The following is a 13,350-nucleotide window of genomic DNA, read 5'->3' on the forward strand; positions in this document are numbered from 1 at the left end:
GTGTGTCCGGGGGGAGATCCGGTGGCTGAGGCGGGCGGGCTGGCGGGTGCGGAGCGGGACGAGTTCGTGGGTGCCGTCGTCGACGAACTGACGCGCTGCCGCTTCCTCGACGAGGGCACCTGCCGACGGACCGTCGGCGAACACCTCGGACTATCCCCCGAGTTGTGGGAGGGAACGCTCCCCGCCTTCCGGGTCGAGGTGGCCCGCCATGTGAGCGTGGATCCCCTCGGGCGGGCCTCCACCCTGTGCACCGTCGTCGGCTGGTACGACGAACCGCGCAGGGAGTCGCTCTGGCGGCGCCTGCAGCCGTTCCTGACGCCACCGGCCGCGACCGGGGCCAACCATCACGCCTCCCGCCTCCCGACCACCCTCGCGCCGCCCGGCCCGGCCCCCACCGGCACCGCGGACCGCAACGGCCTCGCCCACTCCTCGTCCGCGGGGGCGCAGGCGTTCCCGCAGCTCCCCAGCCCCTTCACCGCCGACGAACACCGTCGCGTCCAGAGACTGCTGATGCTGGAGCGGACCGGACCGCGGGAGATGCACCGGCTGCGCGACAGCATCGGCTTCGAACTCGGCTTTCCCGTCCCCGGCGACCCCACCACACCGCTCGACCTGTTCGACGCCCTCGTCGACTTCAACGCTCCCCCCGACCGCATACCGCCGTCGGTCGTCGCCGTCGAATGGGTGGCGGCCGGGATCACGGACGAGACGGCGGCCCGCCGCTGCCAGGAGTGGGCGGAGCGGTGGGCCCGCGACCACGACTGTCTGCCCGCCCTGCTGCGCCGGCGCCAGGCACGCGACCTGTGGCAGGCCGACCCCCGGGTGCCCCGGGCCCTGCTGATCATGGTCGAGCCGGCCGGGGACGGCAGCGAGGACGTGACGGTCCGTTACTGGATCAACGACCTCGCGGGACACTGGGCGCCCCGCGCCGGGGAGGCCACCGAGACGCGTATGGACGGACTCGGCGCGGCGGTGGAACGCGCGCTGGCCGAGGGGGAACGGCTGTGGGCCGCCTCGCGGGCGGACCCGGCCGACCAGTTGCCGCCGTTCGTCGAGTTCATCCTGCCGTATCTGCTGCTCAACCATGACGTCGCCCGGCTGGAGATCGGCTCGGACGGTCCCGCGGCGGCGGCGATCGGGCCCCGCTACTGCGTGCATCTGCGCAGCCTCGACCGGCTGCGGCGGGTCTCCCACGATCCGTTCATCGCCAACCGGTGGCGGCAGCGCTGGCAGGAACTGCACCAGCACGGCACCCGGCTGCACCACTGGACGCACGGCGAGGTCCCGATGGACCTCTGGTCGCGCTCCCTGACCCACCGCCAGCACGGCTCGGCGCCCTACACCGCCCTGGCGCTCGACGCGCCGAAGCGCGGCAGCAGGGCGCTGACGGCGCTGAAGCGGGCCATCGCCGAGGGGTTCGGACTCGCTCTGTGGGACCGTCGCGGCAAGCTGGAGCCGCGCAGCCGGGAGACGTTCGCGGAGCTGCTGGACGGCACCCGGGCCGCGCACGGCGTACCGCGCCGGGTGCAGGAGATGCGGGCGCGCGCCGAGGCGGACGCGGACGGGGAGGTGTTCCTCGGCCGGCATGTCGCCTGTCTGTGGGACGACCCCGACCGGATCGTCGACTGCCAGCCGGGACGCGCCGGGCCGGGCGTACCGCCCGGCCCCTTCCCCGGCCCCGGCCCGGTCCCGCCCGGGCATCCGCCCACGGCGCCCGGTCCCTCCGGGGCATCCCGTTCGCCGACCGCCGAGGAGGCACCCTGATGACCACCGGACCGGCCCGCCCCGGTGACGGATGGCGGGTGTTCCACGCCACCGGACAGTCCCCCGAAGGCGAGCCCGCGCCCCTGCCCAAGGCCCCGCCCTGGCGGCAGTTCAGAGGCGGACCGCCCCTGCCGCAGCCCGACCAGTGGGACGCCGGATCCGCCCGGCGGCTCGGCGCCAGCAACCGGGTCGCCCAGCTCGGCGAGGCCGAGATCGACGTCGTCAACGCGGCGATCCTGCTGCGCCGCCCCCTGCTGGTGACCGGGCCGCCGGGGATCGGCAAGTCGACGCTGGCCTATCTCATCGCCCGGGAGCTGGGGCTGGGACGGGTGCTCCAGTGGTCGATCGTGAGCCGTTCGACGCTGCGCAGCGGCCTCTACGACTACGACGCGATCGGGCGGGCCCAGACGGTCGCGGAACTCGCGGCGCGCACCGGCGGCGACGGCACGGCGGCCGACGGGGACGGGCCGGGTGAGGGCGACCCGCCGAGGGCGTCGGTCGGGGAGTTCCTGACCCTGGGGCCGCTCGGCACCGCGCTGCTGCCGTACCGGCGGCCGAGGATCCTGCTCGTCGACGAGCTCGACAAGGGGGACATCGACCTGCCGAACGACCTGCTGCACGTGCTGGAGAACGGCTCGTTCGACATTCCCGAGCTGGTGCGCACCGGTGCCCAGCAGGTCGAGGTGCACACGGACGACCCGCAGGGCCGCACGGTGGTGCAGCGCGGGCGCGTCGAGTGCGCGGAGTTCCCGATCGTGGTCATGACCAGCAACGGGGAGCGGGAGTTCCCGGCCGCCTTCCGGCGGCGCTGTCTGCCCCTGGAGATGCGGCCACCGACCCCGGAGCTGCTGCTGGCGATCGTCGAGGGGCATCTGCGCCACCGCCCCGACGGGCTGGTGGAACTCGTGGAGGACTTCGCGCTGCGGCTCGGCAACGGCGGCACGCACTCGGTCGACCAGCTCCTCAACGCCGCGCAGCTCATCACGCAGAAAGGGTTCCCCGGAGGGTCGCGCGGCAAGGCGCTGATCGAGACGCTGCTGCGTGATCTGTCCAAGGGGCAGTAGTGGACGCCCCCGAGGGGACCGGCGCGGCGCGACGGCAACCGACGCCCGGGGCGCCGAGCCCGCCGTCCGGGACACCTCCGGCCCCGGATCCCGGCACCGCCCCGGTCACCGAGCACGGTGCGCCGCCCGACGTGCTGTGGACCGAACTCGCCGACGCCGCCTGGCTGGGCGCGTTCTGGATCGCCGCCGACCGCCCGCTGCCCGCGTCCGCGTCCCCCGCCGAGCCCGCCCCGGGCGCGCCGCCCACCGCCCTCCCGGGTGCCGGGCCGCCCGCGCGCAGCGGGCCCGGGACGGCCGAGGGCGGCACCGGGCCGGCCGTCCGCGGGTCCGGCGCCGACCCGTCCGAGGCTCCGCCGCATGTCCGCCCCGATCCGGGCGGCGATGTCGTCCTCGCCCTGCCGCCGCCCCGCCTGCCCCAGCCGCGCCGCCGGGAACCCGCCGTGTCGGGGACCCTGCCGCTGGCCCGTGCGCTGCGCCGGCTCGCCCGCCGCCGGCCCTCGGCCCATCTGCGCGAACTGGACGAGGAGCGCACGGCGGACCGCGTCCTCGACGGCGCCTCCTGGCTGCCCGTGCTGCGTCCCGTTCCCGAGCGGGCGCTGGACCTGGTGGTGCTCGTGGACGCCGGGCGGACCATGCGGGTCTGGGAACGGGAGACGCGGGGGCTGGCCGAACAGGCCGCGCTGTCCGGGGCGTTCCGGGACGTACGCACCGTCTCGCTGGCGCTGTCCCCGGACGGTCCGGCCGCGCTCCTGCGGCCCGGTGGCCGCCACGCCTCCCCCGCCGAACTGCTCGACCCCCGGGGCGAACGGGCGTTCCTGCTGGTCACCGACGGTCTGGGCGACGGATGGACATCGGTGGGCGCGGACCGGCTGCTGCGCCGGCTGGCCGGTGCCGGCCCCTGTGCGCTCGTCCATCTGCTGCCCACGCATCTGCGCCACCGCTCCGCCCTGCGCCCCTTCCCCGCGACGCTCGCCGCCAGCGGCTTCGGACGGGCCAACACGACGCTGACGCAGGTGCCGGACGAGGAACTCGACGACCCGCTGCGCACACCGCCGGCGGGTGGGGCCGGCGACCAGGTGCTCGTCCCGGTGCTGTCCCTGAAGGCGGCGTCCCTCGCGAGCTGGGCGGACCTGGTGGCCGGCGGCCCGGGTGCGCGCCGGCGCTGCCAGGTGGTGCAGGCGGGCACGCTCGCGAAGGAACCCCCGGCGCCGGGACTGACGTACTGTGCGGGCAGCGCCGAGGCGGCCGTGCGCACCTTCACCTCCCTCGCCACGCCCACCGCTCGCCGACTCGCCTCACAACTGGCCGCCGTACCGCTGGAGTTGGACACGATCCGGGCGGTCCAGCGGCTGATGCTGCCCTCGTCGGGCCCGGACCACCTCGCGGAGATCCTGATGGGCGGGCTGCTGGAGTGGCCCGGACGCGACGGTGCCGGCGTCGACTTCGCCGACGGGGTGCGCGAGGTGCTGCTGGCCGGCGGGACCCGCTCCGAACTCGCCGCGATCGTCTCCTGTCTCGCCGAGCTCCCGCCCGGCCGGCCCGACCCGCGGGCGGTGCGGCTGCGCGCGGCCCTCTCGGATCCCGATCTGGCGCCGCTGCCCGATCCGGCCGGCACCGACCGCGCCTGGCTGCGGCTGGAACTCGCCGTGCTGGAGGCCCTCTCCGGGCCGCACGCCCGGCGCGCCCGCAGGCTCCGCGAGGCCCTGGAGCATCCCGGCCCGCTTCCCACCGCACACCGGCGACCGGACTCGAAAGGTGGCAGCGCCATGGACCCCGAACCGTCCCGCCCCGCCGGCGGCCGCCACGGTCCGCCGGGCATCAAGGGGCCCATGCCGCCGCGCAACGCGCACTTCATCGGCCGCGCCGACATGCTCGCCACCGTCGCCGAGCAGCTGGAGCACGGCGAACTCGCCGCGGTCCTCCCGCACGCGCTGCACGGCACTGGCGGGGTCGGCAAGTCGCAGATCGCCATCGAGTACGTCTACCAGCACCAGCACGAGTTCGACGTGGTGTGGTGGATACCGGCCGAGCAGCAGTCGATGGTCCTGTCGGCCTTCGCCGCTCTGGCCCGGGCGCTCGGGCTCACGGTCGGACCGCAGCCGGGCACCGCCGTGCCACGGGTGCTGGAGGCGCTCAGGGACGGCGACCGGTACGGGCGGTGGCTGCTGATCTTCGACAACGCCGAGGACGTCGACGGCGTACGGCCGTTCATCCCGACGAGCGGCAACGGGAAGGTCATCGTCACCTCCCGCAACCGGGCCTGGGAGGGCGTGGCGACCTCGCTCACCGTCGACGTGTTCCGCCGCGAGGAGAGCCGCGACCTGCTGATGCGCCGCTCCCCCACCCTCGGCGAGGACGAGGCGGACCGGCTCGCGTCCGCGCTCGGCGACCTCCCGCTCGCGATCGAGCTCGCCGCCGCCTGGCACGCGGCGTCGCAGATGCCCGTCGACCGCTATCTCGCCCTGCTGGAGCGGCACCGCACGGAACTCGACACGAGCGGGCTCGTCCACGACTACCCGTCCTCGGTCGCCGCCGCCTGGCTCATCACCCTCGCCCATCTGCAGACCGAGTCACCCGGCGTGTACCAGCTCCTCGGGGTGTGCGGCTGTCTGGCCGCCGAGCCCGTACCGCTGAGCATCTTCCGCAGCGGAGGGCGCATCAGCGTCAGCCGGGAACTCGACCCGATCCTGCGCGACCCGATCCGGCTGTCCCGCGCCATCCGCGAGCTGTCCAAGTTCTCCCTGATCCGCGTCGACCACCGCCGCGACGCCATCCAGATGCACCGGCTGATGCAGAGCGTGCTGCGCACGACCACCGAACCCGCCGAGCGCGAGGGGCTGTTGCACGCCGCGCACGCCCTGCTCGCCGCGGCGAAACCGGCGGGCAGTCCCTCCTCCCCCGGCCACTGGGACGGCTACCAGGCGCTGTTGCCGCACGCCGTGTCCTCGCAGGCGGCCGCGAGCCACGACGGCTGGGTCCGCGATCTCGTCGCGAGCCTCGTGTACTACCTCTACTACTGGGGCGACCACGAGCAGGCCGTCGACCTCGCGGGGCAGGCCTGGCGGCACTGGAACGAGGACACCGGCATCCCCGACACCCTCGTCATCCAGATGGCCAAGCTGTACGCCTTCTGCCAGCGCATCATCGGCGTCGACCGGGACGCGTTCTCCCTCAACGAGCGGGCCCTCGCCGTGTCGCGGCGGCCTGAGGTGCCGGAGGAGGAACTCATCGACTCGATGTGGCAGATGGCCGGCGCCCACCGCTACCGGGGCGACTTCACCGCCGCCCGGGCCCTCGACGAGGACGCCTTCGAACGGGCCCGCGCCCTGTTCGGCCCCGACGACCCCGACACCCTGAAGGCGGCGCACAGTTACGGCGTCTCGCTGCGGATGTGCGGCGAGTTCCGGGCCGCCCGCGCCCTCGACGAGGAGACGGCCCGCCAGTGGGAGCTGGTCTACGGACACGCGGACGGCTTCACCCTCAACACCCGCAACGGGCTGTCGATCGACATCCGCGAGTGCGGCGACTTCCCGCGCGCCCGCCGGCTCCAGGAGGACGTGTACGCCGCCTACCGGTCCGCGTTCGGCTCCGAGAACCCGGCGACGATCCGGGCGGCGCGCAATCTCGCGGTCTGCCGGCGCAGGGACGGGGCGCTGGACGCCGCCTGGGAACTGAGCGAGCACGTGTTCCAGCTGTTCGTGGACAAATGCGGACGCGACCACAGCGACACCCTCGCCTCCGCCGTCAACGTCATGGTCGACCGTCGTATCGGAGGTGAACTGCACCGCTCGCGCGCGATCGGCCAGGACACCGCCGACCGCTACGACGCGGCCCTCGGCCCCGACCACATGTACACGCTGATCACCCGGGCCAACCTCGCCGCCACCCACCGCGCCCTCGGCGAGACCGACCGCGCCCGGACCCTGGACGAGGCCGCGCTGGCCCGGCTCTACGCCACCGTCGGCCCCGACCACCCCAACACCCTCGCCGTGGCCATGGGGTACGCGGCCGATCTGCACCTGGACGGCGCCCACGAGCGGGCCGTCGCCGAACAGGAGGTGCTGCTGCCCCGGCTCACCGCGGTGTGCGGCGCCGACCACCCGGTGACGCTCGCCCTGCACGCCAACCTGGCCACCGATCTGACCGCCCTCGGCCGGCCCGAGCAGGCCCGCGCACACACCCGGATCGCCGTCGACGGTCTCGCCCGTGTGGTGGGCGCCGGCCACGACTGGCTGCTCGCGGCCCGCGACGGACGGCGCGTCGAGTGCGACACCGCGGCGATGCCGCTGTGACGGGCGACCGGGCGGCGCACGGGCAGGAGGAACCCTCATGACCACGGTCGTCTTCGTGCACGGCACCGGCGTGCGCGAACCCGCCCTGACGGCGCTGACCGCCCGCGTGCGCGACGGGCTCCACCGCGCCGCCCCCCACACCCACCTGGTCACCTGCGACTGGGGCACCCACCACGGCGCCACCCTGGCAGCGAACGGCGCCAGCATCCCGAACGGGCCGGGCGCGGGCGCCGTACCGGCCCCCCTGCGCGACCCGGGAGACGGCGCGGCGCAGGGCCCCCTCCGCGACCCGGGCGCCGGTGCCGAACCGGGCCCCATGCCCGCCCCCGGCACCGAGCCGACCAGCGGCCCCCCGCACGGAGCCGGAACCACGGCCGACGACAACCGGCGCCCGGCAAGCGGCAGCACCGTCGCCGACGCCCGGCGCCCGGGCACCGGCGTCACCGCCGACGGCACCCGGCGCCCCGGACCCGTTGCGGCGGCCGACGCCCACGCCGACGCGCACGCCGAGGCCGATGCCGCCGCGTGGGAGCTCCTGCACGTCGATCCGTTCGCCGAACTGCGCCTCGCGGGTGCCGGCGGGGCCCCGTCCGGCCCGGTGCCGCCCCAGCAGGCCCCGCCCGACGCGGCGGTCCGCGGCCGCCTCGCCGAACTGCTCGCCGACCCCGCCGGGCTGGACGCCACGCTCGGTCTCACCGCCGCCCCGCACGGCGAGCAGGCGGTGCGCACCCTCCTGACCGCCTCCGAACTCACCGCGGCGGCCGAGGCGGCCGACGCCGACACGCTCGCCGAACTCACCGCCCGGGCCCTGGTCGCGCTGCTGCTCGCGGACGCCGCCGACACCGGCGACCCGCTCAGCCCGACCGCCACGGGCCGGGACGCGGCCGTCGCCGTGCTCGCCATCCGGCTGGGCGGCCGCCCGCCCGGCTCCGAGCGCGGACCGGCGCGGCTGCTGCTGCGCGCGGTGACCCCGCTCGCCTCCCGCGCGGCCGTGCGCCGCCGCGCCGCCCTCACCCGCGCGACCCACCCCGCGGCGGGCGACATCCTGCGCTACCTCGCCCACGGCGACGCCCACCGCACCCACCTCGCCGACCTGGTCCGCGCCCAGAGCGGCCCCGTCGTCCTGCTCTGCCACAGCCTCGGCGGCATCATCGCCGTCGACACCCTCGTCACCCACGCCCTCCCCCAGGTCACCCTCCTCGTCACCGCCGGCTCCCAGGCCCCCTTCCTCTACGAGACCGGCGCCCTCCCCTCGCTGCGGCACCCGAGCCCGCTGCCGCCGTCGTTCCCCCCGTGGCTCAACCTCCACGACCCCCGCGACCTGCTCGCGTTCGCCGCGCAACCGCTCTTCCCCGCGCACGCCACCGACGTCCCGCTCCCCAGCGGACAGCCCTTCCCCCACGCCCACAGCGCGTACTGGACCAACCCGGCGCTGTACGAGGCCGTGGCCGGGCGGCTGACCTGAACCCACCCCCTGCGACCCGCGCACGAGGAGCACGATGACCGACCCGGCCGCGTCCCCCGACGACGTCCACGCGCTGGTCGTGGGGATCGAGACCTACGCCTTCGGGCCCCGCTGGACCCTCCCGGGCCCCTCCGACGACGCCCTGCGCTTTCGCACGTGGCTGCTCGACCGGGGCGTGCCGGACGGCAACATCCGCCTCCATCTCGCGCCGGCGCCGGGCCACGCCCCGGACCTGCCCTACCGGCCCTGCGACAGGTGGGCGCTGCGCCGCACGCTCGTACGGGAACTGCCCGCCGTCGCCTCCCGGCTGCTGTGGGTGTTCTGGGGCGGCCACGGCTACCTCGACCCGTAGGGCCGGCTGCGCCTGCTCACCGCCGACGCGTCGGAACACGACGCGCTCAACATCGACCTGGACGACGTCCTCGCCTACTACGCCGGCACCGCCGTCCCCCACCACCCGGAGCAGGCGTGGATCGTCGACGCCTGCGCGACCTTCCAGCACGAGCTGAACCTGTCCGTGTCCCCGCCGACCGAGACCCTGCCGCAGGCCCGCCCGGCCGACCGCGCCCGCCAGGTCCATCTGCACGCGGCCCGCCGGGGACAGCGGACCCCCAACGCGCCCGTGGAACGCGCCGGCCGCTTCTCCGGCCTCGTCCTGGAACGGCTCCACCTGCGCGCCGACGCCACCACGCCCCTCGACCCCGCCTTCGTCGAGGCCGTCGAACGCGCCGCCCGCACCGCCGACGAAGGAGGCACCGCCAGCTGGACCCGGCTGCGGGACCCCGGCCACGACGTCTCCGTCGGTTCCCTGAGGGACCCCGGACGAGCCGACCGCGGCAACGGCGCGCACCGCGCGCACCGCCCCGACGACACCGGCCCCCTCACCATCGGCGCCCTCGTCGACGCGCTGTGCCAACGCCCCTGGGCGTCGGATCCCGGCGCCCGGCAGAACCTCGTGGACGCCCTGCCCCGACGGCTCGGCGAGCACGTCCCGCGGTCCCGGGCGTCCCGCGCCGACCTCGTCGGCATCGTCCTCCATCTCAGCCGCACGGAGGGCGGTCTGGAGGCTCTGTACGAGGCCATGCGGATCGTCGACGGCTCGTCGGGAGACCTTCCGTGACGTGCCGTGACACCGCCTCATTTTCTGTTAACCTCACGCGTGACCTGACCGCCACGGCGGATCGGGTGCGTTCACCGCATGTGTGTGCGATGCACCTCGACGCGGTCCAGGACCAGAGTCGAGGTGGATAACCGAAGTGCCCCAGTCGCCAGCGGAGTCTGCGGACCACCGGTCGTCGGATCTGCCCGACCTGGGGTCCGTGTCGCTGCACAATCTGCGCACCGTCGCCCTCCCGGCACCCGCCGAGCGGCTCCTCGACGAGGTCCGCCGCCCCCGGGCGAACGCGCTGGGCGGCTCGAACCCGGGCCGCGCCGAGTAGCGGCAGGGGCCCGAGCACCACCGGAATCGGAGCAGGCATGAGTGCCGACCCGTCGTACCCCCGGCTGGCTCTGGCCGGCGAGGATCTCGCCGCTCTCGCCTCCGGCGGGGCCACCCCCACCGCGCTGACCTTCCTGGAGAAGGGCGAGCGGACCCGCCGCCTCCTGCTGCTCAAAGAGCTCCTCGACGCCCTCGACGACCGGCCCGCGCTCACCGCGCCCATCGGTCCCTGGACGGACGCCTGGACCCTCCTCGAACGGGCCGCCCGCACCGCGCCCGGCATCGCCGACGACCTCCTCACCAGTCCGCAGACCGGCACCTGGCTGGCCCACACCCTGCGCCGCCTGCACCGGGAACCACCGCGCGCACAAGAGCGGGCCGACCTGTGGACGGACCCGGGGCGGCTCTTCGCGCTGGCCGCCACCGCCGCGCTGCGCTGCGGCATCGACGCGGAGCTGCCGGTGCCCCTGCGCGCGGGCAGTCTGTCGCTCCCGGGGCTCGGGCTCGTCACGGCGCCCGGACACCATCCCGAGCACGGCGTGGGCCGACTCGCGGTCGCACAGGGCGCGTTCACCCTGACCACCGGTCAGGGCGGCACCCCCCGCACGTCCGTGGACTCGCCGCCCGCCGCCCACTGGCGCCCCCTGCGGACGCTGCGCCCCGGCTCGGTCGCCCTGGACGACCTGGACCCGTACCGGGACCTCGACGAGCCGGTGGCCCCCCAGCCCCTGTCCGCCGAGGAAGCGGCGTGCTGGCAGAGCCTGTACGCCGAGGCGCACGCCCTCCTCACAAGGGACGCCCCGGCCGGCGGCGACGCCCGCGGCCTGCTCGTCGCCGGCACCGTCGACCCGGGCCGCATCCGTACGATCGTCCCCTGGCAGCCCACCGACCCGGGCGACCGCGACACGCACCACCCCCAGCTCTCCGCCTCCACCGGGGACGCCTACGCCTCCATGGTCATCTCCCGGCCGCCCGACGCCGTACGGCTGGCCGAGACCCTGGTCCACGAGTTCCAGCACAGCAAACTCGCCGCGCTCCTGCACCACTTCCCGCTCCTCGACGACGACCGCGGCGAGCGCTACTACGCCCCGTGGCGCAGCGACCCCCGTCATCTCACCGGCCTCCTGCACGGGGCGTACGCCTTCACGGGTGTCGCGGGCTTCTGGCGGCTGCGCATGCGCGACCCGGCGAGCGACCCTGCCACCCGGGAGTCCGCCGCGTACCACTTCGCCCTGCGCCGCCTCCAGTCCCGCCTGGTCGTCCGGACGCTGTCCCAGTCCGGGCGGCTGACCGCGCACGGGCGGGTCGTCGTCGACGGCCTCGCCGGCACCCTGGCCGGCTGGCTCCACGAGCAGGTGCCCGCCGCCCTCCTCTACCGGGCGCGCACCGCGGCCCGGCTGCACCGCACGGAATGGCGGCTGCGCAACCTGCGTCCCCCGCACTACGCCCCGGTCCCCTCGGACAGTTCCTGGCCCGACCCGCGCACCCCCGGCTTCGCCCGGGTCGCGGCGCGGCCGGAGACCGCCGACGAGTTGCTCGCCGCCGGTGACCCGGGCGCCGCCCTCCCCCTCTATCTGCGGGCCGCCGCGGGCGACCCCGCCGCCCGGGCCGGCGCGCTGGTCTCGACCGCCCTCGCCCACCCGGGCCGCGCGGCGGCCGCTGCCCTCGCCCGCCCCGAGCGGGCGCACCTGCCCGCGCCGCGCGCGTCCTGACCCCAGGACGGCGAAAAGGCCGTACCGGAGCCTCCGATACGGCCTTGACCTGCTGTTCGAGCAAGTCGGGACGACAGGATTTGAACCTGCGACCCCTTGACCCCCAGTCAAGTGCGCTACCAAGCTGCGCCACGTCCCGTCGCGCGTCACGAAGTTCCACGTGATCGCGCGAACAGTACTCTACCCCACCGCGGCCCCCCCTCGAAGGGCCCCCGCCACGGGACAATGGAGGAATGGACCAGAGCGTGGAGCGGGACCGGGACGAGGAGGGGCGGGCGCGCAGCGCGCGGCCCCGGGACGGGCTGGGGCGGCCGCTGCCGTACGGGGCGCAAGGAGTCGCACGGCAGCCCGAGGGGGTCGTACGGAGCCCGGAGGAGACCGTCGCCGACGCGCAGGCCCTGCTGGACGCGGGGAAGCCGTTCCACGCGCACGAGGTCTTCGAGGACGCCTGGAAGACCGGCCCCGAGGAGGAACGCGCGCTGTGGCGCGGACTCGCCCAGCTCGCGGTGGGGCTGACCCACGCGGCCCGGGGCAACCTCACCGGCGGCCCCCGGCTGCTGCGACGCGGCGCCGGAGCCGTGGCGGAGTGGGCGGCGGGGTCGGGGCGCGCGTACGGGATGGACCTGACGGGGGTGGTCCGCTGGGCGCGGGCGCTGGCGGACGAGGTGGAGCGGACCGGTGCCGCGGTGGACGCGGGGCGGCACGCACCGCGCCTGCGGTGACACCGGGCGCGATCGGCTCCCGGGTGCTTCCCCGTCGGTGGGGTGCGGCAGACTCCGGGGTGTGCGAAAGATTCATGTCATCGGTATCGGCGCGGGCGACCCCGACCAGCTCACCCTGCAGGCGGTGCGGGCCCTGCGGAGCACGGACGTGTTCTTCGTCCTCGACAAGGGCGAGGTGAAGAGCGACCTGACGCGGCTGCGCCGGGACATGCTGGAGACCCATCGGCCCGAGGGCGGGTACCGGGTGGTCGAGGCCCCCGACCCGGAGCGGGACCGCCGGGCCGGCGGGGCCGACTACTCCCCCGCGGTCGGCGACTGGCGCAGCGCCCGCGCGGACCTCTACGAGCGGCTGATCACCCGGGAGCTCGGCGAGGACGAGAGCGGCGCGTTCCTGGTGTGGGGCGACCCCGCGCTGTACGACAGCACCCTGGGCGTCCTGGAGGAGGTGCTGGCGCGGGGCACGGTGGCCTTCGAGCACGACGTCGTGCCCGGCATCAGCAGCGTCTCGGCACTGGTCGCCCGGCACCGCACGGGCCTGAACCGGGTGGCGCGGCCGGTGCAGATCACCACCGGGCGACGGCTCGCCGAGGGCTTCCCGGAGGGCGTCGACGACGTGGTGGTGATGCTGGACGCCCACCAGACGTTCCGGCGGTACGCGGACGAGGACATCGACATCTACTGGGGCGCCTACATCGGCACCCCGGACGAGATCCTCGCCTCCGGTCCGCTCGCCGAGGCCGGCCCCCGGATCGAGCGGCTGCGGGCCGAGGCGCGCGAGCGCAAGGGCTGGATCATGGACACGTACCTGCTGCGCCGCAACCCGGGGGAGCGATAGCCCGGGCGTCGACCGGGTGATCGAGAGCGCCGCCGGAGCCGGCCCGTTCCAGGCGGCG

The 13,350-nt window shown here is 75.6% G+C and carries 10 protein-coding genes and 1 tRNA gene; 10 read left to right on the top strand and 1 reads right to left on the bottom strand.

From position 1 onward, the window contains the following. The first annotated feature begins 21 nt into the window (after positions 1–21). The 8 genes from OG852_RS07965 (at position 22) to OG852_RS08000 (ending at position 11,735) form a co-directional block, all read left to right on the top strand. Positions 22–1,764 carry a VMAP-C domain-containing protein gene (locus tag OG852_RS07965; RefSeq protein WP_330347446.1) on the top strand — a complete coding sequence of 581 codons (1,743 nt, stop codon included), beginning with the start codon at positions 22–24 and terminating at the stop codon, positions 1,762–1,764. Continuing rightward, positions 1,764–2,828: an AAA family ATPase gene (locus OG852_RS07970; RefSeq protein ID WP_133917618.1), complete on the top strand. Its 1,065-nt coding sequence runs from the start codon at positions 1,764–1,766 to the stop codon at positions 2,826–2,828. The genes OG852_RS07965 and OG852_RS07970 overlap by 1 nt, the downstream gene beginning before the upstream one ends. Further along, positions 2,828–7,120 carry an FxSxx-COOH system tetratricopeptide repeat protein gene (gene fxsT / locus OG852_RS07975; RefSeq protein ID WP_330347447.1) on the top strand — a complete coding sequence of 1,431 codons (4,293 nt, stop codon included), beginning with the start codon at positions 2,828–2,830 and terminating at the stop codon, positions 7,118–7,120. The genes OG852_RS07970 and fxsT overlap by 1 nt, the downstream gene beginning before the upstream one ends. 37 nt (positions 7,121–7,157) lie before the next feature. Continuing rightward, positions 7,158–8,585 carry a hypothetical protein gene (locus OG852_RS07980; protein WP_330347448.1) on the top strand — a complete coding sequence of 476 codons (1,428 nt, stop codon included), beginning with the start codon at positions 7,158–7,160 and terminating at the stop codon, positions 8,583–8,585. 34 nt (positions 8,586–8,619) lie between these two features. Next, positions 8,620–8,937, top strand: a complete 318-nt coding sequence (locus tag OG852_RS07985; protein WP_330347449.1) for a hypothetical protein — start codon at positions 8,620–8,622, stop codon at positions 8,935–8,937. Positions 8,938–9,102: 165 nt separating this feature from the next. Then, a complete protein-coding gene (locus OG852_RS07990) occupies positions 9,103–9,705 on the top strand; it encodes an effector-associated domain 2-containing protein (RefSeq protein WP_330347450.1) in 603 nt (200 codons plus the stop codon). Between the two features lie 136 nt (positions 9,706–9,841). Beyond that, positions 9,842–10,024 carry an aldo/keto reductase gene (locus OG852_RS07995; RefSeq protein ID WP_133917620.1) on the top strand — a complete coding sequence of 61 codons (183 nt, stop codon included), beginning with the start codon at positions 9,842–9,844 and terminating at the stop codon, positions 10,022–10,024. Positions 10,025–10,061: 37 nt separating this feature from the next. Continuing rightward, positions 10,062–11,735 (top strand): HEXXH motif domain-containing protein, encoded by a 1,674-nt coding sequence (locus OG852_RS08000; protein WP_330347451.1) that lies wholly within the window; start codon positions 10,062–10,064, stop codon positions 11,733–11,735. A gap of 65 nt (positions 11,736–11,800) precedes the next feature. On the opposite strand, the gene OG852_RS08005 is transcribed toward OG852_RS08000, so the two are convergent. Beyond that, positions 11,801–11,874 (bottom strand) — tRNA-Pro (locus OG852_RS08005). A gap of 94 nt (positions 11,875–11,968) precedes the next feature. Here OG852_RS08005 and OG852_RS08010 point away from each other — a divergent pair. Together OG852_RS08010 and cobF are read left to right on the top strand one after the other, a co-directional pair. After that, positions 11,969–12,457 (top strand): DUF309 domain-containing protein, encoded by a 489-nt coding sequence (locus tag OG852_RS08010; RefSeq protein WP_330347452.1) that lies wholly within the window; start codon positions 11,969–11,971, stop codon positions 12,455–12,457. A gap of 61 nt (positions 12,458–12,518) precedes the next feature. Then, positions 12,519–13,292: a precorrin-6A synthase (deacetylating) gene (gene cobF / locus OG852_RS08015; protein WP_133917623.1), complete on the top strand. Its 774-nt coding sequence runs from the start codon at positions 12,519–12,521 to the stop codon at positions 13,290–13,292. Positions 13,293–13,350: the final 58 nt, after the last annotated feature.

This window comes from Streptomyces sp. NBC_00582 (assembly GCF_036345155.1).
Taxonomy (GTDB): Bacteria; Actinomycetota; Actinomycetes; order Streptomycetales; family Streptomycetaceae; genus Streptomyces.